Origin of the sequence: Granulicella aggregans (assembly GCF_014203275.1) — a bacterium.
In the GTDB taxonomy this organism is placed as follows: Bacteria; Acidobacteriota; Terriglobia; order Terriglobales; family Acidobacteriaceae; genus Edaphobacter.
In genome coordinates this window covers 52275-76789 of record NZ_JACHIP010000009.1, presented here as the reverse complement: position 1 = coordinate 76789, position 24515 = coordinate 52275, and the positions used below count along the sequence as shown (strand labels likewise).

Genomic DNA, 24515 nt, shown 5'->3' with positions numbered 1-24515 from the left:
ACACGCCATCGATGGAAGCCTGGTCTCTCAGACCGAAGCTGCGATGGAAGGCTTGGAAGATAGGCGGCTACCATCCTCATGTTGAGGGGAACGCACATGCGCCGGCACACTCAAGCTGAACGACGACGACCTCACGGCCATCGACAGGGCGTTTCCTCCCCCTCATCACAAGCAGCAACTTGAGGTACTGTGTAAGCGTTCGATCTTCCCATCTGGTCGAATCGACTCTTGTCTGAGTTGCGTGGGCTAAGTGTCCGCTTATTTTAGGCGGACACTTATTAGGTGTCGGTCGTTATGTCTGAGCTGTGGGAGAGGGGATGTTCCAGGGCAGGAGTTCTGCGATGCGGTTGACCTGATAGTCAGCGATGTTGGTGAGGACGTATCTGAGGTACTGCTCCGGATTGATCCCGTTGAGCTTGTCAGTTCCAAGCAGCGAATAGATCGCGGCGGCGCGTTCTCCTCCGGGGTTCGAGCCTGCGAACAAATAGTTTTCCTTCCGACCGCGACGACGCGCAACGCGCGTTCCGCGTTCGATGAGCTGTACTCGGCGGCGGGGCGTCCGTCGATCGCTCCTGAGTATGTGCTGCGGGCGCTGTTGCTGCAGGCGTTTTACTCAGTGCGCTCGGAGCGCCAACTCGTCGAGCAACTGGACTATAACCTGTTGTTCCGCTGGTTCGTCGGCCTCGGCATGGACGACGCGGTGTGGAACCACGCTGTGTTCTCGAAGACCCGTGACCGGTTGCTCACCAGCGAGGTGGCGCAGCAGTTCTTCGCCGAGGTCAACAAACAAGCCAAGCGGTTCATGAGCGATGAGCACTTCAAGGTCGACGGCACGCTGATCCAGGCGCGGGCGTCGCAGAAGAGCTTCTGTAAGAAGGACGGCTCGAATGACGATGGCGCGAACTTCCACGGACAGAAGCGCTCCAATGAGACGCATGAGTCGACGACCGATCCAAATGCCAGGCTCTACAAAAAGAGCTATGGCAAAGAGTCGCATCTGGCCTATCTTGGCCATGCGCTGGTGGAGAACCGCAATGGCCTGATCGCCGCCCCAATGGCCTGGTTTTACTCCGCCCTTGACATCGGTCCTCCCCCCGTGCAAATTCTCGATGTAACCGGCCCTCTTGAGGTCTCTTCTAGCGCACCCGGATACGAAGTGCAGCTCGGCAATCCGGGACCGGACAGATGCTTGCAGACAAACCGCGGAGTGTCCCTTACAGGGGCGACACCGATAGAAGAGATCACGGGTCCCATCGATACGCTCATCATCACTGGTGGACCGGGAGCCGAAACCAATGTGTACGATGAGGTTTTCATATCGTGGATTGCTGAAGCTGCTGCACGGTCCCGTCGTGTGGCTTCTATTTGTATCGGCGCATTCCTGCTTGGAGCCGCTGGCCTCCTCGATGACAAGGCAGCCGTGACCCATTGGTTATTTTGCGACCGACTCGCAAAGGAGTTTCCAAGAGTGACCGTCCGGCCGGAGCCGATCTATCTCAAGGACGGCGCCGTTTATACCTCCGCAGGAATCACGGCCGGAATCGAACTTTGTCTGGCCCTGGTTGAGGAAGACCATGGACATCAAATCGCTCTGAATGTCGCCAGATTTCTGGTGATGTTTCTCGTCCGTCCCGGCGCGCAGGCGCAGCACAGTCATATGCTTTTGCGGCAGGCCGTTACTTCCAAGCCGCTCCGCGAACTGCAGGTCTGGATGCTCGAAAACTTGCGTGAAGATCTGACAGTCGAAAAGCTTGCCGATCGATTGGGTATGAGCGCACGACAGTTCACGCGCGTGTGTCTTCGGGAGACGAAAATGAATCCCGGTCAGTTCGTGGACCGCATGCGCGTTGAAGCCGCGCAACAGCTAATCGACAGCTCTTCCATGGGGCTAAAGGAGGTTGCCGACACGTCTGGCTTCCCGTCCGCCGTACTTTCTTGCGGGTTCTTGGGGTAAGTGCAGCTGAGTATTCAACCCGTTTCAATCGGCAACCGCGATTCACAAAGGAAGCCGTAAGTCAGATCACGGACATCGAATGATCGAGTACCTAATGCTCTTCGTGGGACGTCGGACCGTCATCGCCTTGGTTCGATAACGGCCATTATGTACAGTAAACGTGTAAGCGCAAAGCAATAATGTCGTAGCTCTGCAAGCCAAAGTGTCGCTGCCCCATCCTGAGTAAGGGTTGGAGGCGGCAGATGGGTTGGCTACAGATGAGTAAGCAGGAGTTGGGGCTAGCCGAGTCGAAGGAAAGCCGCTACACGACTTCGTACCGGCTGCCTTCTTGAGCGGTATGCGACTGAAGCCGGGATCCGCAACTCTATTTCGGTTCCGAGTCCTGTTCTACTCCAGATGTCGAGCCTGCCGCCGATCTTTGCGGCCCGCTCCCTCATTCCAGGCAAACCCCAGTGCCCTTCGCGGAAACCATCGCCTAGAATCGTTCTATCCAAGCCGATCCCGTCATCACGTATTCGAAGTCGGAACTCATTCCTATCGAAGTTGATCTCGGTCTCCATCTCGCTGGCTTCGGCATGCCGGAATCCATTGGTGAGCGCTTCCTTACCTATGCGGTACGCCTCTTCAAAGATAATCGGGTGGAGAGCCTGTATCGAACCATTGCATATGGAACGGAAGGTGACATGGCGGAGCCCGCGCAGCGAAAGCGCCACTTCGGCGAGCGCCTCCGAGAGATCAGTCGTATCTCGCGTAGGACTTCGCAGATCCAGCACGAGTTCTCGTCCCTCTAGCATCACGCCATCCGACTGCTGCAAAGCTTCCTCGAAAATGGCCCGCGCGGGTTCGTCTTGCCTGAGCTGTGTGGTGCCAGTGTTGAAGCGAAGCAAAAGGCCTTGTATCCCTTGGAAGAACGTGTCGTGAAGATCTCGCGCGATTCTCTCACGTTCCTGCATTCGTTCCCCGAGAACCAGTCGTGCCTGGTTTACAAGGACGTTTACGCGAACCAGATACAGGACACTGATTGCAAGAAGTGCCAGGCCTGCCAGGAGCAGACGAAACCACAAACGTTCATAGAGGAATGCTTGTTGCTTCACGTCATAAGCAAAGTCGGATTTTCCCCAGATGCCATCACTGTTCGTCGAACGCACTAAGAATCGATGGGTGCCTGGTGGAATCGTCGTGTAGACGGCGGCACGAGAAGCGGTTGTATTTTGCCATCCTGAGTCGACGCCCTCAAGACGGTACTGCATGCGAATAGTATCCGGTGCATCAAGGTCCACAGCCGCCATTGTGATCTCAGTGCGGTGTGCTCCAGGCGACAGCGTGAGGCTTTGACCCACAGGAACTTCAATGCCTTCGATAGTGATTCCTGGAATAAAGACGATGGGATTCTGTGTTGCCTTAGGCCATTTGTTCACATCAAGCTCGGCCAGACCTTTCACGGTGGCTACCCAGACCTTACCGTCCGTAGTCTGCACGATGTTCGGAGATCCCACGCTGGTTTGGCTTGAAAGAAGGCCATCACTGGTATTTACCCAGCGGTAATCGAGTGGAGAGTCCGGGATAGTCAATCGTTTCGTTATCGATTCAACAGGGAACTTGTAGATGCCGTGCCGGCTAGTACACCAGAGCTGGTGGCCAGGCAGTTCAATCATCCCGTTGACATTCAGATTGTCGAAGATCTTTAGGAGGTGGCCATTTTCCAGCTTGCTCAATCCATATGGAGCGCCTGCAACATAAAGGTTGCCACTTCCGTCCTCGACAAATCGAGAGGGAAGTCCATCGCTTGCAGCTAAGGCTGCTTCAAGACGCTCAAAACGTTCGCCAACCAAATGATCGATACCTTGTTGCGAAGCGACCCAAATTGTATGTGCCCCATCCTCGTGGACGTCCAGCACGTGATCGCTGGATAGTCCTTCCGCACGTCCGTAGTTGTGAAATTGCTTGCCTTGCATGTGGCTAACGCCGTTAAGAGTCGCGATCCATAAGGAATCATCGTGCGCAACGACAATCTTGGTGACCACCGTATCTGGGAGTCCGTCGGCCTTGGAGAACTGTGTGAAGTGCCCGTTCGTGAACTTGAACAGCCCACCTCCATACGTCCCAATCCACACATTCTCTTTAGAGTCTTGTGCAAGAGACCAGATACAGGTATTCGTCAGACCATCCTTCTCGAAGTACTTGCGAAAACGCTTTCCGTCGAAGATGGAGAAGCCGCAGTTGCTCCCGACGAATAGCTGTCCATTCGGACGCGCAAGAAGGGCCATCGGCTGATCGTTCGGCAACCCATCCCTCTTGGTATAAACGCGGATCGCCCGTGGTTTGTAGTGCCAAAGTCCGTTTCCATTCGTTCCCAACCAGACATCGCCAGATTCGGTGACATAGATCGACCGGGGAAGGTCTAGGGTATCTAAATTTTCTAATCGAGCTCCGCTAACCAGGTACAATCCGATACCGGTGCCGGCCCATATGTGGCCTTGAGTATCCTCATAGATGTGGTTCGTCGCCGTATTTCCCACGTGGCTCGGCGTCAGTGACGAAACAAGACCATGAGACTGGCGCCTAATGCCAGCATGGGTACCGTACCAAACGGTACCGTCGCCCCCTTGGTGAACCTCAAAGACCTGGTCTGGTGGTACCCCAAGTTGCTTGGCCGTCACGGTGGCCGGAATCCTATTCTTTCCTGCGACTTCAATTAATCCATCACTTGTGACGATGTAAAGGTGTCCGTCAGCCGCTTGGCTGATCCTGTTGACGTATACATTCTCCAGAACTGGAACCAGCACCTTCCCGGAGTAGAGATAGAGTCCGTGCTTGCCCCCAACCAAAATATCTCTGTTTCGAGTTTCAAAGATGACTTGGGCTTCCTCTGAGACCCCTGCTGCCGTACGAAGCAACTTCAACGTGCCTGGATCGATGTGGTCTTGAGCGGCCTGAGGAAGCACTGTCGCACCGGCGTCAGTGCCAACCCATAGATCTCCGTTAGAAGCCCGGAGAAGAGCATTAACAGCACCAGTGGATGCAGAACCCTCGACCTTAAGCCGAAGCTGATGAAACGCAACACCATCAAAGCTTGCAAGGCCGGTACCCGTCCCGATCCAGAGCAACCCGTTTTCGGTCTGCGCGATCGCATTCACGACGTTGTCGGGTAAACCTTGCTCAACCGTTAGTTCAGAGCGAATGTACTTGCTACGGAGGGGATGCTCACTTGAATCTGGATTCTCCGCCTGCATCATCTGCCCGCAAAGCAGCGCGACGGTAAAGCAAAGAAAGGATCCTATGCTTCGGCCTGCTGCTTGCCGGAGATGCGAAAAGGGCTTCATACACTATTTAGCAGGCGAGCAGTTTCTTATCGTCATCCATCGTCCTCGAACCCTTTGCTGAACACTCAGGACTGGTTAAACCATTACAAGAGAGAGACGAAGCGATCTGACGGTGAGTGAGGATACCCCTTAGGGTTGGTCCAGCCCGGCGTTTGGCCTTTCTCCACCGACTATACAGAATCGTTCTGGTGCACACCGCACGATGCGTTCAGGTAAATCTTAGAGGAGACGGGGGTGGAAAAGCTGAGCGTCAAGAATGCCCTATCGAGCAAAACAGCGACTTCCTCTTTCATCATCCGACCTATTAACCCAGCTCAGAAAAGCGTCGCGTGACAGCGCTGATCGCAGGAGTTCGTTCTTCACCAACAACTCACAGACGCATTGCTCCAACGTGCAAATCCTCGACTGTAGATAAACGATCTCGGGCTCTATCGGATCTGTACCAATCAGCATTGCCATGCTCCTGGGTCCAGTGAATTAGCTTTGAGGTGATTCGAAAGGTGCGCCTCTGTCTCAGACACAGGGCGCTTCCCCTTCTGTTTGGAGCAGGACTTCCTACAGATTACCTGGAGGATTCGGGCTGGACTCCGCTGAAGCCGCGCCGATGATGAAGTCGGCAACTTCCTTTGGCTTCGAGATCATTGGAACGTGACTTGTTGAGAGGGTCAGAGTCTTAGCATTCATCCTCTTAGCCGTTACTCGTTCCTGTTCTGGTGCGATCATTCGATCGTTTGCAGCCACGACAAACCAAGAGGGCTTCGTGCGCCAAGCAGCAGTTGTGATGGGTGCTCCCAAGGCAGCACCTTGCGTTGGGACCTGGGTCGCAATCATCAACGTTCGGTCTGCAAGAGCAACATCGGGCGCGAAGTCTTCCAGGATGCCTTTTTCCGTGAGCACCAGAAACCCATCCGACAACGGGCGAAGCTCGCCTACGCCCGGCGTTGCTCCGTACGGCTTCCCGAGGCTACCGGCTGATTCTCCCTGATCTGGAGCGAAGGCGGCGACGTAGACAAGTCCAGCCACTTTGGGTTCATTGCCAGCTTCTGTGATGACCGCTCCCCCGTAGGAGTGACCGACAAGGAGCACAGGACCCTCCTGCGCATCAATGATCCGCTTTGTGGCTGCGACATCCTCTGCAAAGGAGGTGAGTGGAATCTGCACACACACGACGTGCAAACCCTTCGCTTCAAGAAGAGGGAGGAGCTTCAGCCAGCTTGAGCCATCCGCCCATGCTCCATGCACTAGAACCACGTTCTTGATTGGCCCTTTGGATGGCACCTGCGACAGGCCGGCGACGGAGACACTAAGAGAAACGAGTGGAACGCATAGGAATGTCGCCAAGAGGTTACGTCGTAGGTTCATGAGGTTGTCCCTTTCACTGTGGAGGACCTGCATCACGGCCTGTTCTCTGTGCTGCATCCCATCCTGTGCTGAAGGTAAGGCTGGTCCCTCTATTGCGACAGTCTCAATCCGACCAGAAGCAGATGGCTCAATAGAGCCACCAAGTCTTAAATCTCAATGTAACCACGGCGAATTGCAATGATTGCCGCATCGGTACGATCATTGGCTTCCAACTTCGAAAGAATGCTCTTCACGTGGTTTTTGACTGTGTTCTCAGAGATGCCAAGCTCCGACGCGATGATCTTGTTAGCCTGGCCTTGAGAGATAGAACGGAGCACATCGATTTCTCTCGAGGACAAGGAGTCATCCGCAGCGTGTTCTGCCATCTCCCGAGCAATGTCTGGCGGGATTCTTCGACGTCCTGAGTGAACTACGCGGATCGTATCAATCAGTTCGGTGCGCAACAGGTTCTTGAGCAAGTAGCCCACGGCACCCGCCTTGAACGCTCGAAGCGCAACAACATCTCCGGCTGCCGTCGTAAGAATTACAAACCGCGCATTCGGGAAGTCCCTTCGCAAGATCTCAATAGCTTCGATCCCGCCCAGCCCCGGCATACGCACATCCATAAGCGTGACATCCGGATGGTGTGTATGGAACAGCTCAATCGCTTCCCTGCCGTCTGATGCCTCGGCAACAACCTGCATATCTGTTTGAGCATCAATCTCGCCGCGCAGCCCTGCTCTCATCATCGGATGATCGTCAACAACGAGAACCCGGATTGGCTGTGGGTTAGACATTCGGCTGTGCCCTCATAGAAATTACTCTGCCGCTCACGCGATGCATCCAGATCGGAGGCTTGTTGCATGAAAAGGTCGGCCCAAAACAACGAAGGTCGAGGCAATAAGCGCGACCGCGCTGATGTCGACAAAACGCGATAGTAGGGCTACGGAGGATGAACGCAAGTCGATCCTTAGAGACGGAGATGCAAGAACAGTACTCTCTATCTCGTGCTGTCGATAGGGGCTCAAAATGGCTATAGTCGTCCCTTCATTTAGGGTCTTCAAGCCCCAAGCAAAACCTGATGAACTCTAAAGGTGCAGAGACTGTTCACGATGTTTCCGGCGGGACCGCCGGGTGCCGGATTGATTCTCTTGCGTCTTTGCGCAACAGCGATGGTAGTAGGTTACGCTCTCTGCGTTGGAGGAAAGGTCCCGAGTTGGGTCATTCTGGTTCTTTGGCCGGTGGCAGGTTTCCTAGTTGCTGGGCTGATGACACCGTTTGCTTGTGCAGCGGCATTAGTTTTGCAGATCACCGTCGCGTGGGTGACTGGGTTCAGGGTCCTTCCCTGCTGTGTTCTCGGAGTGCTCCTTCTCGTAGTCGTTCTTTTGCTGGGACCCGGTGCGTATTCGCTTGACGCACTGTGGTTTGGGCGTCGAAAAGTGACCGTCTCGCGCGATTAGGCAGGCCGCAAAGCGTCAGAAATAGCCCTTTACTCACACGCAGCTAGCGCACCACTAGCCCGAAGGGGCCCACGTTCAGCGGCCCAATTTGGTCTTTGCCACACAGATCTTTGCACCTAGGCTTGCTACTGAAAGCACACCTTTGCAAGCAACAACTTTAGAAGGCAAAGAGGAGACAGACTGATGAAGGCTAGCAACGCTCTTTTCACACCTACGGCACTCGGGGCTCTGCGATTGAAGCACCGCGTCATCATGGCGCCTCTTACCCGCTCCCGTTCAGTTCAGCCTGATTCCGTCCCGGGTGATCTGATGCGTGAGTATTACGAACAACGGGCATCAGACGGCGGACTCATTATCACGGAAGCGACGAACATTTCGCTGACCAGCCGTGGTTGGCTCGGAGCCCCGGGCCTTTACTCCGATCAGCAGGTCGAGGGATGGAAGAAGATTGTATCTGCCGTTCATGCCAAGGGCGGCCATATGTTCGCGCAGCTCTGGCATAGTGGGCGCTCGTCTCACACCTCGATGACGGGTGGTGCTACCCCTGTGTCCGCTTCTGTCGATCCAACGTACTGGCAAAACCCAAACCACCTTGTGTCCGTCCCCGGTGGCTGGGTTCAGCCCTCTCCCCATCGGGCCTTGGCCTTGGAAGAGATAGCGGGCATCGTTGCGGATTACCGTGAAGCGGCGAGACGCGCAATGGCCGCTGGATTCGAGGGAGTCGAACTCCATGCCGCTAACGGCTATCTCGTCGACCAGTTCTTGCAGGATGGGAGCAACAAACGGACTGATGAGTATGGCGGGTCTCTGGAGAACCGCGTGCGCCTGCTCTCTGAGATCGTCCACGCCCTGGCTTCTGTTTGGGGAGCAGATCGCGTAGCCGTCCGGATTGGTCCTTACGGAACGTGGAATGGTATGTCGGACAGCAACCCGGATGCCCTTTTCGCTCATGTTGCGACAGAGTTGAATCAGTTTGGACTTGCCTACCTCCATCTGATCGAGCCGAGGGTATCAGGGAGCGACGATGTGCAATCAAGCGGCGGTCTTGCTGCAGAACGCCTTCGCCCATTCTTCAAAGGAAAGATGATTGCCGCTGGAGGCTTTGAGCCGGACACCGCAGAGCAGGCGATTTTAACCGGAACTCTCGACGCAGTGGCCTTCGGCCGTCACTTTGTTTCCAACCCTGACCTGCCGCAACGTATTGCCGAGTATCTTGAGCTGACGCCCTACGATCGCTCAACCTTCTACACGTTCGATGAAGTCGGCTACACCGATTACCCCGTCTATGCGCCGGCCGTAGCTGTATAAGCGGTGTTCCTTACACGACGTTTCGATCTCGCAATACCGAATCCTGGAGGCTGTCATGAGTAAGAAAGCGAACATCATGCTGGTACACGGAGCATGGGCGGACGGTTCATGCTGGAGCAAGGTTATTCTCTTGCTTCAGGCAAAGGGATATACCGTGACCGCAGCTCAAATCCCGCTCACATCCCTTGAGAATGACATCGATGTGACTCGGCGCCTGCTTTCCGAGCAACCGGAACCTACCGTGTTGGTCGGGCATTCCTATGGAGGCGCAGTCATCACCGGCGCAGCCACAGCAACCCCGCAGGTCAAAGCGCTTGTGTATATTACGGCGTTCGGTCTCGATGAAGGCGAGAGCCTGGAGACGCTGGCAAACCAGGGCCCTCCATCCCCAGGGTCTACCTCCATTCAGCCCGACGCCCACGGATTTCTCTGGATCAATCGTGAGACTTTCCATAAGTCCTTCGCCGGAGATGTCACTGCGGATGAGGCCGCCGTCATGGCCGCAGTTCAGAAGCCTCTTGCGCTTGCGGCGTTTAGTGGAAAGGAAGCGGTTCCAGCATGGAAGACACTTCCCTCCTGGTACCTGGTCTGTACTGAGGATCAGATGATTCCGCCACCGGCCCAGGAGTTCCTTGCTAAACGCATGAACGCAACTGTCCGCATCGTTCCCTCCAGCCATTGTCCCTTCATGTCCAAGCCAGAGGCTGTGGCGGACATCATCGCTCTCGCAGCCGAGGCGATCGACAAGTAGCCGTTTCTAGTTCTCTTCAACCGCCGTCCAAACCACCTCCATGAGGGGACGGCGGCTTTACGCCTTGTTCTTTGTCTCCGAAAGGGTCCTATGAATTCAAAAGCAAGAGTACTGGTGTTGGGAGCTACGGGGCAGGTTGGCGGAGCTCTTGTGCCGCTGCTCGTGGCCGATCAAAGCGTCGAGGTTGTTGCAGCAGCCCGTACTCCAAAGAAGGCAGAACACCTTGGAGTCGAGGTTGTGGAGTTCGATCTCGACAGAATTGAGACGTTTGCCCCGGCGTTAGCAAACATCGATCGCATCTTCATGGCAACGGGTTACACGGTAGACATGCTGCGCCAGAGCAAGGATTTGGTAAATAGAGCCAAGCGGGGCGGTGTTCAGCAGATTGTTCATCTGGGTGCGTGCGGCGATGACGACACGCGCGTCGCTCATTATGGCTGGCACCAGTTCATCGAGCGCTACATCGAGTGGTCCGGCATCACCTTCACGCACCTGCGCCCCGAGATATTCATGCAGAATCTGCTGGGCTATGGAGGCGAAAGCTACGTGCAAAAGGGCGTGATCAAACACTACGTTGGCGGTGCACGACTAAGTTGGGTGGATTGTGACGACGTCGCGGCCGTCGCAGCGGTATGCCTGGTGCAGCCAGAACAGCATGCCGGTAAGACCTACCGCATGGGATACGAGGCAAAGACCTACTACGAACTTGCAGAGGTCTTTACGAAGGTTCTTGGGCAGCCATTCTCTTACGAACCGCAGCCGCCGCCCGACTTTCTGGAGAATGTGCTTGCTGAAGGCGCCGAGCCGGCATACATGAAGTGTGTGTTTGACAGCTATACCGACTTGACCAATGGCAAGGACATCGGCGCAGATGCCACCTTCGACAACTTTCCTGAGCTGACAGGCCGCGCGCCGCGAAGTCTCGCCGATTTTGCCAGGACATACGCGGACCGCTTTCGCTACTAAGACACGTTCACGAGGTACGACATGGCGGAAGAAAGCAGAATCCGGGTAGGTCTCGTCGGAGTTGGCAATTGGGCACGGTATGGGCATATTCCCGCGCTCAGACTATTGCCGGAATACGATCTCGTCGCCGTTTCAAGCAGAACCCTGGAGAAGGCGAGGGAGATTGGAAGAACGTTCAATATTCCTCGGACCTACGGGGATATGCAGCAGCTCGTCGATGACGCTGAGGTGGACCTGGTCGCGGTGCTTTCCCCGGCCCCGGAACACGCTTTAGCGGTTAAAGCTGCCATTCTGGCGGGGAAGGATGTCTATTGCGAGTGGCCGCTCACGACCAACACGAAAGACTCGGAAGAGCTCTTGCAGCTTGCGGAGCTGCGCGGCGTTCGGCATCTTGTGGGGCTTCAGCGGACCGTTGGATCTAGTTCCCTCCATCTCCACGAACTTCTTTCAGAAGGCTACGTAGGTCAACTCCGTTCGGTTCGTATGCACGTCAGCATGGCGGGTTTTGGGCCAGTACGATCGGCATCGCTCGACTGGACAATTCCAGCAAAGAACTTCTCCCATGTGCTCTCAATCTATGGCGGTCACTTTATGGACATGCTGTTTAACGCGGTAGGCCAGCCCGCCACGATGACCTCCCTTGTCCGAACACAATTTACTAAGCTGACAAGCAGTACGGGAGAGTCGTTCCCCAATGAGACGCCTGACGGCGTGATGGTCATGGGTACGCTTCAGAACGGCGCTATGTTTCAGATCCAGCTTGAGGGTGGGAAGCGCAATCCAACAGGACTTCAAATCGATCTCACCGGCACAGACGGCGACCTCCAGATCACAAATGAGAAGGCGTTCGTTACAAAACACAACGACCTGATTCGAGGAGCGCAGGGCGAGGGACAGACCTGGAGAGAGTTGGCCACACCCAATCATCTCAGCCTCCTCCCGCCAACGGAACTTGATGCCAGCGTCCAGGACTTGGCTCATCTTTATGCCGCGTTTGCTCGGGATCGGGTGCATGGAGGCAAGATGGGCCGAGACTTCTCGGACGCTGTGGCCATGCACACCATGATCGACATGATCTACCGAGCGTCATCTTCAGAAACAACGGTGGTTATTGAGGAGCAATCATGACCCTCGCTACTCCCGCTAAGAATAAGGCAACGGTTCTCGAAGCCTTCGACGCCCTTTTCAACAAGCGGGACTACGAAGCTGCGGAGCGCTTCTGGTCGCCTAACTACATCCAGCACAGCGCGCACATCGGCCCTGGACGTGACGGCTTACTCGGTCTGACCAGAGCCCTTCCGGAAACGCTGCGATATGAGAATCATGTCGCCTTGGCCGAGGGCGACTTCGTGATCTTGCATGGCCGGTTTTCCGGTCACGGACTGCCCAGGAATTGGATCGTAGCCGACATCGTACGCCTCGATGAAGGGGTGTTGGTCGAACACTGGGATGTCATCCAGGACGAAGCGACAGAAGTTGAATCCAAGAGCGGGCTACCGATGTTCGGTGCCTCTTTCGCTTAGGCAGCACCAGCCAACCGAAATCACAGAGAACAAAGGAGAACCATGAAAACTGAAGGAAACGTAATTTTTATCACCGGAGGCGGCTCTGGCATCGGGCGCGGACTTGCCGAAGCTCTTCACCGTCTTGGCAACAAGGTCATCATCTCCGGTCGTCGCAAGGGGCATCTGGAGAAAACCCTGGAAGCCAATCCCGGAATGGACTCGATCGAACTAGATGTGACTGATCCAGAGAGCATACGCCGGGCTGCCGAACAACTGATTGCAAAATACCCCACCCTGAACGTGCTTATCAACAATGCAGGAATCATGCTGATCGACGATGCTTCGGCCCAAGTAGACGACGAGCTGGTCACGTCCACCATTGCAACCAATCTGATGGGGCCAATACGGATCACGGGTGCCTTGATCGACCACCTCAAGAAGCAAGAGTCCGCTGCGGTGCTGATCGTCTCGTCGGTCCTTGGCTTCACCCCCATGGCGATGACGGCAGTTTATTCGTCTACCAAGGCTGCGCTCCACTCCTATGCGCAGTCCCTCCGATTCAAGTTACGGCACACTCCGGTTCGCGTTCTGGAAGTCATTCCTCCCTGGGTCCGCACGGAGCTGCTCAACAGCAGCGAAGAGCCTCGCGCGATGCCTCTCGACGAGTTCCTGAAGGGCACGATGGCGGCACTCGCGACGGATGCGGACGAGATCATGGTTCCGCACGCAAAGTTCCTGCGCGACCAGGCCGGCCCCAACGAGGCGGCCTTTGTTTCAACCTTCAATGAGCAGCTCGAAGCGCCCCAGCCCACAGCCGTCTAATACCGGCTCCACTCACTCGCGAAGTACGAAACAGCACCACGGCAAGCCAGGAGCTGAAAATGAATGATCTATTGCAGAAGGCAGTGGATGCGCACGGCGGTCTAAAGCGTTGGAACGAGATTAGCGGTATCAAAGTTGCAGCCTCACTGACGGGAGCGATTTGGTTTGTAAAGAGTCAGGGTGATTACCTGAAGAACGTGGTGATGACTGTAGATACCAGAAAAGAGCAGATGACCACAGACTTTCCAGGCCAGGACAAACGCTTCCTCTTTACACCGGAGCGACTTGTAATGGAGAAGCGGGATGGTACCGTGCTTTTGGAGCGGAACGATCCCGAGAAGTCGTTCGAGGGCCAGGCCCGCGAGACACCGTGGGACGATCTCCACGTCGCATACTTCCAGGGTGAGGCACTGTGGACTTACCTGAATACTCCGTTTCTCTACACGCAACCGGGGTTTGTGACCGAGGAGATTGCGTCCATAGATGTGGGTGGGGAGACGTGGCGTCGCTTGAAGGTCACTTTTCCGGACATGATAAAGAGCCACACGCGAGAGCAGATCTCCTGCTTCGGGCCGGATGGCCTGATACGGCGTCATGACTACACAGTCGACATTCTTGGTGGAGCGACTGGTCTGAATTACGCCTCAGAGTACCGGGATGTGAATGGCATTATCTTCCCGACCAAGCGTCGGATCTACGCCTACGAAGGGGACTACCAACTCGTGCCCGAGCCCCTTCTGGTGAAGATCGACATGGGTGAAATCACCCTGCAGTAATCGTCACATCAATCTTTCAGCATAAAAAGGACTCTATGCGCCATCATCCTTCGCTCTTTGAACCCTTGCGGTTGGGAGCCATCACACTTCCAAACCGCATCATCATGGCTCCTCTTACCAGAATGCGTGCTGGTGCCGGAAATGTCCCCACAGCTTTGAATGCGGAATACTATGCGCAGCGAGCCGCCGCTGGGCTCATCATCGCCGAGGGGACCGCAGTAAGCCAACAGGGTCAGGGATATCCAAACGCTCCAGGCATCTACACGCGAGAGCAGATAGAAGGTTGGAAGGTCGTCACCGAGGCCGTTCACTCCCGAGGCGGACGGATCTTCCTCCAGATTGCTCATAATGGCCGTAATTCTCATTCTTCGTTCACCCCGGACGGCGGACCACCCGTAGCTCCATCTGCCATTCCTCCGAAACTGCCTGGATTCACGCGCGATGGCCGGCAGGTTCCGATTGAGACACCTCGAACTCTCGAACTTAACGAGATAAGCCCGATCATTGAGAGCTTCACGAAGGCCAGTCGCAACGCCATCGAGGCTGGCTTCGACGGAGTAGAACTTCAGGCTTCTAACAGCCACCTGATCGACCAATTTCTGGAAGACGGAACAAATATCAGAACGGACGCATACGGGGGTTCCGTCATCAATCGGATGCGGTTCCTTCTCGAAATTACAGAGGAAGTCTCAGCTACCATCGGGGCGGAACGACTTGGGGTGCGGCTGTCACCATTTGGTCAATACGGTGGCATCGGCGACAGCAACCCGATGCGGTTGTTCACCTCGATCATCGATGAACTGAATGACCGGAACCTGGCATACCTCCACCTCATCGAGGGCCGCGGCTCGGAGATTGGTCTGGGTGACGCATTGCATGAAGATGCGTTGAACAACGCCAAGCTCTTCAGACCTCATTTCCAGGGTGTCCTGATCTCTGCCGCCGCCTATACGCCGCGCACCGCCAGCGAAGCTGTTGGTGATAAGACCGCGGATGCAGTGGCGTTCGGTCGCATGTTCATATCAAATCCGGACTTGGTGGAACGAATAGAGAGCGATCTAAAACTCAGTCCATACGATCGGTCGACATTCTACGGAGGCCAGGAAAAGGGCTACACCGACTATCCGCCCAGCGAGGCCATATGACCGCAAAAACCGTACTGCAAACCCATCACCTCGTCTTCTATCAGGCTCTCCTTGATCAGGACTGGAGTTCGCTTGCCGAGCTGTATGCCGATGATTACAGTCTCGTGCGCTCAAACGGTAGTGCCCTGTCCAAGGAAGAAGTTCTCACCGACCTGCAATCGGGTGATCTTGTTTTCAGGTCCATCAAGCTAACGAATGTGCTCGTTCGATTGATCGGCTCGGTAGCACTCCTCACCGGGGACAGCCAAACGATTGCAGAACGTGGAGGTGTGGAATTTGTCTCTCACTTCCGTTTGGTTGCGGTCTATGTAGAAGACGAAGGCAGGATACGCCTTCTCCATTTTCAAAGCACGGACATACCAGCGGCACACAATGCATGGTTAGGTTAGGCAAAGGAGACGTCATGGTGACAGGAGATGCAGTTCACGCTCGGAGTCCATTCGTGGGGGTTTGGACCCTGGAAAGCTTTACTGAGCAGTCTGGACCGTCAGAAGAACTCAACCCTTTTGGGGCAGCACCTGTAGGCTTTCTGATTTACACAGCCGACGGCTTTGTTTCCGCTCAGCTCATGAGGCGAGACCGGAAGGCGCTCGGAACCGATCCATGGGCTGCTGCTGAGTCGGGTGAAGGAGCGAATCTTGCAAACGGGTACATCGCGTACTGTGGGGCATATGCAGTCGACGAGGAGCGCGGGGAGGTCATTCATACGCCCACAGTCTCCCTCTTGCCCAATCTAATCAACCGCAACCAGCATAGAAGCTTTACGTTTGAGCGCGACATCCTCACCCTTGTGACAAAGCAGAAGGATGCATCCGGCAGCATCGTCGAGTCAAGGCTTGTTTGGCGCCGGAGTCATTGATAAAGCGGTCCATCTGCAGTATGCCGACAGGCCCGATAACGTTCCTTATGTATAGTTCGTTTGTAGACGCTAGACCATGACACTTCTCATGGGCGAAACCTCCGCAGCCACGGTACGGTACTCGTACTGGCTGTCAGCGAGCGTCGAGCATCCCACCTTCTGGCGCGGTATGAGAGCGATGGCGGCAGCGGGCTGATCCACATGGCAGCGCGGAACCAAACCGTCGAGCCAAGTCCTGCTTGATCGCCAACATCATCAAATCAGCCCCGTGCGCGGAGCTTCCCTAAAGGAAATATACAGGTCGTTGCCTTATGAAGACGACGGGCACACGACTGTCAAAAGTCCTTCAATGCAATTGAACACAGAGAACCGTCAATCTCAGGGTTAGGGCATCTGCAGCCCACCTGCAGAAAGCGGTTCATACCGCCGCAAGGTTTAGTTCTTCCACCGCCAAGTTGTCGTTCCCGATGATGTGGAAGTGTACTGTGGTCGAACAGAAATCGCATTCGGCTTTGTTGTCTCCTGCGGCGGAGTTCGACACCGGAAAGGTGCGCAAACACTCCGAGCAGGTGACTACGATGCTTCCGTTATCGTTTTTCACCCAGACCGCTGCCATGCTCGCCTTGCCAAGTTTAGGCCGCGTCGGAAGTTCGTGAAGAAGTTCACAGATCTTTTCGAATAGCTCATTCGCATGAATGTGTGACTTCGGGAAGAAAGCATCTGCCAGCACGCTCTCTGGCACATTGTGTCCTGAGAATTCGCTCGAGATGACAACGACTGGAATCATGGGAAATCGCCGCCGAACGACAGATAAGAATTCGAAGCCGCTCATGTTCGGCATTCGAAGGTCAGAGATTATGATGTCGGGCAAAGACTGCTTCAGGGCAGCCAAACCTTCAAACCCATCACTGGCGGTGAGCACCTCATAACCCTTCGAAACCAAAAGATCTTTGCCTACCAGCCGGACGGTGGGGTCGTCGTCGACAAGCAGGATGCGGTAACTAAACCTATCTGTCTGCAATATGGCCTATTTCGTGTGATGTCTGATAGTGGAGCAAGCTTCGTATCTTGCCACGTTCCATTAGACTCTGTTTGTTCAGTCCGTGCATCAGCCTGCTGGCTGCCTTTCATATAACGACGAAGTCTGTCTTTGTCAGCTTCAGCACGTCAACAAGCTACAACTATAGGGCCATCCTTGAAACTCTACGGAACGTCCTGGATCAGAACACCGCCCCAAACTAGCTTGTTTCCAAGCTGCAGAGAGCGTGTTGGTATAGGAGCCCCGAGATGACGGGACAGCCTGTAGATCTCGCTTACGCAACGATATTGCTGTCGAACGCCGCGTAGTTGTCGAGGTGCGACTTGATCACCTCATAGCACTCGCAGGCCCGCGCTTGAAGTCGGGCAACGTCAACGATCTTGATGGCTCCCCGCTTGTACGTGATCAGGCCTTCGGCTTTCAAAACGCCGGCAGCGGTGGACACGGTGGGCCTCGTACTTCCAAGCATTTGAGCCAAGTAGTCTTGAGACATCTGGAAATCGGTGCTGTGGGCCCGATCGGCGCAGAGCAACAACCATCGAGCGAGCCTCTCGTTCACCGGATGTTTGGCATTACAGCCCGCCGACTGCATCGCCTGTATCAGTTGGGCCTGCACGTATCGGAGAACAAGAGCTTGGAAGGTCCCGCAAAGCGAGAACTCTTTCTTGCCTAGCTCCATACGGCAGCTATACCCATGACCTGGAATTTGGGTGTAGACCCGGTTTAGGCTTGTGATCGTCCCCATTAGAGCCGATACACCAATGACGGATTCATATCCAAACATGCCGACCTCGACCTGTGATCCGTCTTTGAACGTTGTGGTCTGGGACGCCATGCCCTCTTCCACGAAAAACAGATGCCCTATCGGCTTTCCCGGAAACTCGATTTCGTGACCCAACTCGAACTTGACGGGTTGAAGACCGAGGCGACCTATAACTTCTCGATCAAGATTCTTCAAAAGCGAATTTTTGTATGCGACGGCGTTCACAGGAACCTCTCTCTTTGAAAAGCACACGCGTAATTCACTGCGAAATATGGGCCGAACCTGTCAGCGGTATCGCCTTCGCAAAGTCTGTTCGATATCTAACATAACGTTTGTGGGCCGCGCCACTCGCAAGGTACGAATACAGAGCTTGAGTACAGCGTGATTCGCGGTGTAGCTCTTGAGGCGACGGCACGACACACTGACACACCATAGAACCTCACTGTTCAATTGGCGGATGCGATTGCGCCCTTAGTCTTCTAACCGCGCTGTAGTTCAGGTGCGGGCTTGCACACGAAGCAAACATTCCTAAGTAGTAGATCTGACCCAACGAATTTCGGTGGCTTGCATCGTGGACTACCCTCCTCAATACAACGCCCCAAGTTAGGAAGCATCTCACTACTTGATCCCCTGGTTTGTGGAATATCCAAATTCCCAAGCAACACGCCATACATGGCGTTCTCTCCAGAGCTTCAGAGCCGGAGAGACTATCTCTATAAAATTGAACGGATCCGGTCAGCCGTTATCGACGCTGACGGAAAAGTCACAAGACCCTGCCACTCACCAGACCTCTGAAGTATCATTTCCCTTCCGGACCGCCGGTTGGCAGTTGGATCAACCTTCAGCAAGGGACACAGAAGAGCGACTTGCCGTAGCCACGCTTGCGGCAGACATTGGAATTTGGGATCTCGACGTTCGTTCAGATTCCTTCCAATGGTGTTTTCGATGTGCCAAGATCTTTGGCATACCGTTAGCGCCCAAGCGTTGGCTTGCTGGTGTACTCGAATTGATTCACCCGGAGGATCGGGGGCGGGTTCAGCTTGAAATGGAAAAAGCGTTAGACCCTGGGGGAAGCGGGCTATTCGACTCGGAGTACCGCATCCTGCGTCCCAACGGGGAGGTCCGATGGATTGCTTCAAACGGCAGAGCTTTCTTTCAGAATCTCAGTGGCGTCCCAACGGCAATTCGTTTTCTTGGCACACTTCTCGATCGCACGGAGCAGAAACTTGCTCATCGAGCGCTTTTGGAGTCTGAGAAACTTGCGATGACAGGCCGTTTGGCAGTCTCTATCGCCCATGAGATAAAGAACCCTTTAGATTCCATTTCGAACCTGCTTTACATCGTCCGTGACGAACGATCGGCGGAAAAGAGGCGGGAGTACCTTTCGCTGGCGGAGTCGGAGCTGCTTCGCCTAAACGAAATCTCATCTAACACGCTCCGTTTCTATCGCGAGCCTGTAGATTCGAACAGCTTCGACGTCGCAGATCTGATCGAATCTGTCCTCGTTCTCTTTCGAGGCCGCATAGCTCCTCAAAAGATAAGGGTCCAGACAGAATTGCAGCCAGGCATTGCCGTCGAAGCTCCAGAAGGCGAACTGCGCCAGGTGATAGTGAACCTTGTTGGTAACGCCATTGACGCGATGTCGAAAGGCGGGCGACTCATAATTCGGAGTCGTGAACTGCGGCAAGAAAAGGGCCATCGCTGCGTACGTCTCACGGTAGCCGATACGGGTACCGGTATGCCTCCAGAGGTTGTGGCGAGAGTCTTCGAAGCCTTCTATACAACGAAGAAGAACACAGGAACGGGAATCGGGCTCTGGATCAGCCAAGAGATTATCAAGAAATCCGGGTCCAAGATCCGCGTAAAAAGTACGCTTGGTCGCGGCACGGTCTTCAGCCTCTACCTGCGCGGAACCGCCGCACCAACCGAAGAAATCACAGGGTAAGAGATGCTACGAGGGCACCGATAGGCGGCTCGATGCTTCATGCCCTACCCCTCAAGCGACCGCCTGATCCCCATGTGAAACCGCAAAGCTTCTGTGCATTCCCTTCTTGCGCAAGTATTTTGTATAGAAAGATCGTGCATCGAGGGGTTTTGCGAAAAAGTAGCCCTGTCCAATATCGCAGTCCATCGAGGCGAGCAATTCTGCCTGAGAGCGATCCTCAATTCCCTCCCCTACCACCTTCAAACCCATAGTGTGAGCCATACTCGAAATAGCATCAACAACCTTCCGAGATTGACCGTTCACCGCGATCCTTTCGATGAAGGAGCGATCGATCTTCAGCGTGTCGAAGGGCAGTTCGGACAGCTGCCTGAACGAGCTGTATCCGGAGCCGAAATCATCCATATGCAAACCAACGCCGATTGCGCGAAGCTCCTGCATCAGTTGGTTGCCGGCATCCAGGTTTTCCATCAGCACAGTTTCCGTTAGCTCGAGACATAATGCAGATGGTGGCAGGCCATGACGATTGAGAACCGCCTTTACCGCCTCCTTCAGGTCTTTCTGCAAGAGATGCTGGGCAGACACATTGACGCTTACCGTCAGAGCCCTTGCGTCAGGCACAGCCCGCCACTCTTTGACTTGCTGGCAGGCAGTTTCCATCACCCACAGATCAAGCGATGCAATGATTCCCATCTCTTCTGCCACGCCAACGAACTCACCAGGTGCGAGGAGTCCGCGCGTCGGATGTTGCCATCTTATGAGGGCTTCACATCCGATAAGATCTTTCGTCCGGAGGTTCATCTGTGGCTGATAAAACACTCTCAGTTCGTTGCGAGCTAAAGCTTTTCGAAGATCTGCCTCAAGTTCCAGGCGTGCTAGAGTCTCAACTTGCATCGACGGATCGAAGGTCACATAGGAACCGCGTCCGTTGCTCTTGGCGCAATACATCGCAAGGTCGGAGTGTTGTAAAAAGCTCTCTGGACTTGTGAGTTCCGGCTTGGCCATCGCGATTCCAATACTGACGCTGATCGAAAGCTCCTCTGCTCCGCAAAGAATCGGATGACTAAGCGCAGTGTGAATGCGCTTCGCGATCGCCTCTGCTTGAGCGGCAGATTCGACTCCATCTGCCAAGACGACGAATTCATCCCCTGCGAAACGAGCGACGATCGATTCGGTGCTCGATCGGGTGCCCGCAATCGCCATCTGCAGGCGTTCGGCAATAGCTTTCAGAGTCACATCTCCGACTAGGTGACCGAAGCGATCATTGATCTGTTTGTAGTGGTCGACATCGATAAAGAGAACCGCAAAGTTCCACGCATGTTCCCTTTGAGCGCGCTGGATAAGCCGCTCAAGTTTGTCGTGAAGGAGCAGCCGGTTCGGCAACCCAGTAAGCGGGTCAGAAGTCTTGTCGTTCGTGACATCCATCATCGAGCCCGCCATCCGGCCGGGACCGCTAGCTTTCGAACGTTGTGCCAAGCCACGGACGACGACCCAGCGCCAAGACCCGTCCCCATGGCGAAGCCGGTGTTCGCTTCGAAAACGAGAGCTCCCACCTTCAAGATGTGTTTTCAGTTCTCTCTCGACAATCGGACGATCTTCAGAATGCACGCGGTCCAGCCAGTGCTTGAGGGTTGACGAGAGTTCAGATTCATGGAGACCGGCGATATATTGCCAGCGGGGAGAGTAGTACACGGTGTCGGTTGAGAGGTCCCAATCCCACACTCCGTCGAGAGTGGCGCGTGCGACCAATGCATAGCGGCTTCTGGCCTCGGCTGCTGTCGTCCGAAGCTCAGCGTTTTGCTTTGTGGGTCGCAAGGGCTTGAACTACAAGATCGGCCAAAGCCAGCAACATTCGTTGTTGCTTCTTCGTAAACGATTTTCGCGGCACTGTGTCGATAATGCACAGTGATCCGACCCGATGGCCTTCTGCCGTGGTGATGGGAGCACCGGCGTAAAAGCGGATTCTTGGTTCTCCACATACCAGCGGATTGAGGCGGAAACGCTCGTCCTCGCTGGCATTCAACACAATTGTGACCTCATCCGCAAGGATTGTATGAGCGCAGAATGCCGCCTCTCGGCTAGTCTCAAAGAGATCTGATCCCTGTCTCGACTTAAACCACTGACGGGAATCGTCAATGAACGAGATAAAGGCGATCGGAACTGAGAACATCTCGGAAGCCAGCTTGGTCAATCGATCGAAGGCTGGATCACGATCGGTATCGAGAATGCGCAGGTTGTTGAGGGATTGGAGCCGTGCCGACTCGTCATCAGGTGTTCGGGGCCCGAAGACAGGATGGCTTTGGATGCTTTCTAGATCTCTTGAGCAAGCCATTCGAGAATGATACTCACGACGTCCTCATAGTCTGTAGCATCACTGACACAGCAGAGCGCCGAAAGTTGTACTGTGGTTTCCAAAGAGGCTATTCCCGCTCATAGAGCTTTGGGGTTGGGTGTACAAGGGTGGCTTTGACCAAATGATTACAGCTGCATTTGAACTCATGGGGCGCACGTTTGGACCCGGCAAATTGGGAGTATAAGAACAACATGACGATCCAAACAGTCGACGCGCATGGAGGCGGAGATATAAATAAGGTCGTCGCCAGCCTTGATGGCTTCATTAGGGCGCTGGTCGATGATCCCAATGCAGTCGTGATCCAAGTCTCTGCGACGAGCAACGGAAGTTGTTTACGGGTTATGGTCGCTCCAGGGGACTTGGGGCAAATTGTCGGCAAGCAAGGTCGGACCGCCCGCTCCTTTCGAGCGATTCTCTCGGCAATTGGCGCAAAGACAGGTCGCCGACTGGAGTTAGAGATTTGTGAAGAGCCTTCGCCGCTTGCCCCCAATCCTTAGAGTCGCGCCTTGCGCTTTCCCACTGATCGCCACTGTCTCAAATAGACCAGTCTTGGGCCTATTGCAAGCGTATCTTCAATGGGGTCGAGTGAGCATCACGCCGCCGCGCGTTGTAGGATCTTTATGTCTGGCACCCAAGCGTTACCCAGCCTCGGTACCTGTACCCGACAAGCCGATGAGGAGCTTCTGACGGCGATCAGTGAGGGCAATCCGCTAGCGTTGGAAAAGCTTTACGATCGCCATTCGACGCTGGTGTACTCCGTGGCGCTCGGAGTGTTGCATGATCCAGACTCGGCAGAGGACGTTCTGTTCGATGTTTTCATCACGCTCTGGCGCGCGGCGAAAATCCCTATCCTTCCAGCACATCAGTTCACAGCGTGGCTCGCTATATCTTCTCACCGCTTGGCTATGGCTGTTTTAACGAAGAGCCCCACCCCCTGATGCCACGAGAGGTCTTCGAAGACCATAGAAGTTTCGAGAGGCGATGAAGAACGCAACAAGGCGGTTCCCCTTCGAGCTGGCAACGCGAGTGCATTACTTCGATCTCTGGTGAATGCTCTCCCGTTCAGGAGTTGCGGTCCGCATGGCAAGTCATTCCACCGGTTTCCCCCAAAAACCTAGGGTAGACCGCCACGCGACTGGCAATCCACCGTGAAGACCCTCGCGGGAGGGGCAAATATGTTGCTGCGCTTCCCTCCCGCACTCGTCCTTAGTCACTACCGATGCAATTGTTGCAAGACAGAATATGCAGATGAAATCAGTTCAACCGTCTTGTTTCGGTCTGCTACGAAGAGCTCCGATGGCCTGGGGTGACATTGCCGAATCCCCTCACGTCGAGTCTAGAGATCCCTCCGTTTGGCTTATGTCCTCTTTTAGACACCTTTGGTGACATTAAACGGTATAACCTATGTTCACTACGCGACATTGGCTGCCCACACGAGTCAGAAAGCTGGATGGATGAGCGTTGCAAGACAAATGCCTTTTGATCCAGCCGTCTTCCTTGCGAGCGCCGGATTAGGACGCCGCCTCATCAGCGTCAAGGCGAAGGGGGTGTTCTTTGCCCAAGGCAATCCCGCAGACCACGTTTTCTACCTGCAGACAGGCCGCGCTAAGCTGACCGTCGTCTCCGGAGCGGGCAAAGAGGCGACGATCACGCTGCTGGCAGCGGGTGACTTTATCGGCGAGGAGTCGGTAGCCGGCGTTGTGGGTTGTCACATGGCGACGGCCAGCGCGCTAACCGCATGCACCGCTCTCAAGATCCAACGGGCAGAGATGCTTCGCGTGATGCATGAAGAGAATGCTTTCTCCGACATGTTTCTTACATTCCTGATCGATCGCAGTATGAGAATTCAAGCTGATCTTGTAGATCAGCTCTTCAACTCAAGCGAAAGGCGTCTGGCCAGAATTTTGTTGCTTATGGCTGAATTTGGACAGCCGGGCGAGCCAGAGAAGTTGATACCTAAAATTTCACAAGAGACGCTTGCCCACATGATTGGCAGTACCCGCACTCGCGTGAGTTTTTTCATGAACCGGTTTCGAAAGCTGGGCTTTATCGAATACAACGGTCGGATTCACGTTAACAAATCCTTGCTCAACGTGGTTCTCCATGATCAAAAGTTCGAGCATAACGCACAGAGCGCTGCGCTCTTCAGCAATGAACTTGAAGAGAAAAACGTCACACGCCGGAGAGCGTCTGGCAAGACCGAGTGAC

General features: G+C 54.8%; 22 protein-coding genes and 3 pseudogenes. 16 read left to right on the top strand and 9 right to left on the bottom strand.

The genetic code is table 11. The features are described 5' to 3' along the window. Positions 1–292: 292 nt before the first annotated feature. Positions 293–528: pseudogene (locus HDF16_RS23345) on the bottom strand (transposase domain-containing protein); the annotation flags it as partial. A gap of 1 nt (position 529) precedes the next feature. On the opposite strand from HDF16_RS23345, the pseudogene HDF16_RS23340 reads away from it, so the two are divergent. Then, a pseudogene (locus HDF16_RS23340) lies at positions 530–1045 on the top strand (IS5 family transposase); the annotation flags it as partial. A gap of 9 nt (positions 1046–1054) precedes the next feature. Beyond that, positions 1055–1954, top strand: a complete 900-nt coding sequence (locus tag HDF16_RS23335) for a GlxA family transcriptional regulator (protein ID WP_246409858.1) — start codon at positions 1055–1057, stop codon at positions 1952–1954. Positions 1955–2232: 278 nt separating this feature from the next. Here HDF16_RS23335 and HDF16_RS23330 read toward each other — a convergent pair whose 3' ends face one another. The 4 genes and pseudogenes from HDF16_RS23330 to HDF16_RS23320 form a co-directional block, all read right to left on the bottom strand. Beyond that, a complete protein-coding gene (locus HDF16_RS23330; protein ID WP_348641404.1) occupies positions 2233–4740 on the bottom strand; it encodes a sensor histidine kinase in 2508 nt (835 codons plus the stop codon). 306 nt (positions 4741–5046) lie between these two features. Beyond that, positions 5047–5187: pseudogene (locus HDF16_RS31985) on the bottom strand (two-component regulator propeller domain-containing protein); the annotation flags it as partial. Positions 5188–5832: 645 nt separating this feature from the next. Beyond that, the gene (locus HDF16_RS23325) at positions 5833–6696 is read right to left on the bottom strand and encodes an alpha/beta hydrolase (protein WP_246409811.1); all 864 of its coding nucleotides are present in this window, start codon (positions 6694–6696) and stop codon (positions 5833–5835) included. Positions 6697–6785: 89 nt separating this feature from the next. Then, complete coding sequence (locus HDF16_RS23320; protein ID WP_184222170.1) at positions 6786–7415, bottom strand: response regulator; 630 nt, start codon at positions 7413–7415, stop codon at positions 6786–6788. An 846-nt stretch (positions 7416–8261) separates the two neighbouring features. On the opposite strand from HDF16_RS23320, the gene HDF16_RS23315 reads away from it, so the two are divergent. The 10 genes from HDF16_RS23315 (at position 8262) to HDF16_RS23270 (ending at position 16210) form a co-directional block, all read left to right on the top strand. Further along, on the top strand, positions 8262–9386 hold the full coding sequence (locus HDF16_RS23315; RefSeq protein ID WP_184222168.1) for an alkene reductase: 1125 nt from the start codon (positions 8262–8264) through the stop codon (positions 9384–9386). 55 nt (positions 9387–9441) lie between these two features. Next, positions 9442–10137 carry an alpha/beta fold hydrolase gene (locus HDF16_RS23310; protein WP_184222166.1) on the top strand — a complete coding sequence of 232 codons (696 nt, stop codon included), beginning with the start codon at positions 9442–9444 and terminating at the stop codon, positions 10135–10137. Positions 10138–10227: 90 nt separating this feature from the next. Beyond that, complete coding sequence (locus tag HDF16_RS23305; protein ID WP_184222164.1) at positions 10228–11103, top strand: NmrA family NAD(P)-binding protein; 876 nt, start codon at positions 10228–10230, stop codon at positions 11101–11103. A gap of 21 nt (positions 11104–11124) precedes the next feature. Continuing rightward, complete coding sequence (locus HDF16_RS23300) at positions 11125–12231, top strand: Gfo/Idh/MocA family protein (protein ID WP_221313046.1); 1107 nt, start codon at positions 11125–11127, stop codon at positions 12229–12231. Continuing rightward, complete coding sequence (locus HDF16_RS23295; RefSeq protein WP_184222162.1) at positions 12228–12626, top strand: nuclear transport factor 2 family protein; 399 nt, start codon at positions 12228–12230, stop codon at positions 12624–12626. Before HDF16_RS23300 ends, HDF16_RS23295 begins: the two co-directional genes overlap by 4 nt. 42 nt (positions 12627–12668) lie before the next feature. Next, positions 12669–13430: an SDR family oxidoreductase gene (locus tag HDF16_RS23290; RefSeq protein WP_184222160.1), complete on the top strand. Its 762-nt coding sequence runs from the start codon at positions 12669–12671 to the stop codon at positions 13428–13430. A gap of 59 nt (positions 13431–13489) precedes the next feature. Then, positions 13490–14206: a hypothetical protein gene (locus HDF16_RS23285; protein ID WP_184222158.1), complete on the top strand. Its 717-nt coding sequence runs from the start codon at positions 13490–13492 to the stop codon at positions 14204–14206. A gap of 35 nt (positions 14207–14241) precedes the next feature. Beyond that, the gene (locus HDF16_RS23280; protein WP_184222156.1) at positions 14242–15351 is read left to right on the top strand and encodes an alkene reductase; all 1110 of its coding nucleotides are present in this window, start codon (positions 14242–14244) and stop codon (positions 15349–15351) included. Next, a complete protein-coding gene (locus tag HDF16_RS23275; protein WP_184222154.1) occupies positions 15348–15740 on the top strand; it encodes a nuclear transport factor 2 family protein in 393 nt (130 codons plus the stop codon). The genes HDF16_RS23280 and HDF16_RS23275 overlap by 4 nt, the downstream gene beginning before the upstream one ends. A gap of 14 nt (positions 15741–15754) precedes the next feature. Next, the gene (locus tag HDF16_RS23270) at positions 15755–16210 is read left to right on the top strand and encodes a lipocalin-like domain-containing protein (RefSeq protein ID WP_184222152.1); all 456 of its coding nucleotides are present in this window, start codon (positions 15755–15757) and stop codon (positions 16208–16210) included. 418 nt (positions 16211–16628) lie between these two features. On the opposite strand, the gene HDF16_RS23265 is transcribed toward HDF16_RS23270, so the two are convergent. Continuing rightward, positions 16629–17231 carry a response regulator gene (locus tag HDF16_RS23265; protein WP_184222150.1) on the bottom strand — a complete coding sequence of 201 codons (603 nt, stop codon included), beginning with the start codon at positions 17229–17231 and terminating at the stop codon, positions 16629–16631. A 292-nt stretch (positions 17232–17523) separates the two neighbouring features. Beyond that, positions 17524–18084 carry a Crp/Fnr family transcriptional regulator gene (locus tag HDF16_RS23260; RefSeq protein WP_246409808.1) on the bottom strand — a complete coding sequence of 187 codons (561 nt, stop codon included), beginning with the start codon at positions 18082–18084 and terminating at the stop codon, positions 17524–17526. Between the two features lie 550 nt (positions 18085–18634). Here HDF16_RS23260 and HDF16_RS23255 point away from each other — a divergent pair. Beyond that, a complete protein-coding gene (locus tag HDF16_RS23255) occupies positions 18635–19957 on the top strand; it encodes a two-component system sensor histidine kinase NtrB (RefSeq protein ID WP_246409805.1) in 1323 nt (440 codons plus the stop codon). A 51-nt stretch (positions 19958–20008) separates the two neighbouring features. Here HDF16_RS23255 and HDF16_RS23250 read toward each other — a convergent pair whose 3' ends face one another. Both HDF16_RS23250 and HDF16_RS23245 read right to left on the bottom strand, forming a co-directional pair. Beyond that, positions 20009–21769: a putative bifunctional diguanylate cyclase/phosphodiesterase gene (locus tag HDF16_RS23250; RefSeq protein ID WP_281383546.1), complete on the bottom strand. Its 1761-nt coding sequence runs from the start codon at positions 21767–21769 to the stop codon at positions 20009–20011. Continuing rightward, a complete protein-coding gene (locus HDF16_RS23245) occupies positions 21744–22286 on the bottom strand; it encodes a GAF domain-containing protein (protein WP_184222144.1) in 543 nt (180 codons plus the stop codon). The genes HDF16_RS23250 and HDF16_RS23245 overlap by 26 nt, the downstream gene beginning before the upstream one ends. Positions 22287–22498: 212 nt before the next feature. Between HDF16_RS23245 and HDF16_RS23240 the strand changes: the two genes are divergently transcribed. The 3 genes from HDF16_RS23240 to HDF16_RS23230 all read left to right on the top strand — a co-directional run bounded on the left by HDF16_RS23240 (position 22499) and on the right by HDF16_RS23230 (position 24514). After that, positions 22499–22804 (top strand): KH domain-containing protein, encoded by a 306-nt coding sequence (locus tag HDF16_RS23240; protein WP_184222142.1) that lies wholly within the window; start codon positions 22499–22501, stop codon positions 22802–22804. Between the two features lie 78 nt (positions 22805–22882). Further along, positions 22883–23245 carry a sigma factor gene (locus HDF16_RS31980; protein ID WP_432432267.1) on the top strand — a complete coding sequence of 121 codons (363 nt, stop codon included), beginning with the start codon at positions 22883–22885 and terminating at the stop codon, positions 23243–23245. Positions 23246–23761: 516 nt separating this feature from the next. After that, a complete protein-coding gene (locus HDF16_RS23230) occupies positions 23762–24514 on the top strand; it encodes a Crp/Fnr family transcriptional regulator (RefSeq protein ID WP_184222251.1) in 753 nt (250 codons plus the stop codon). Position 24515: the final 1 nt, after the last annotated feature.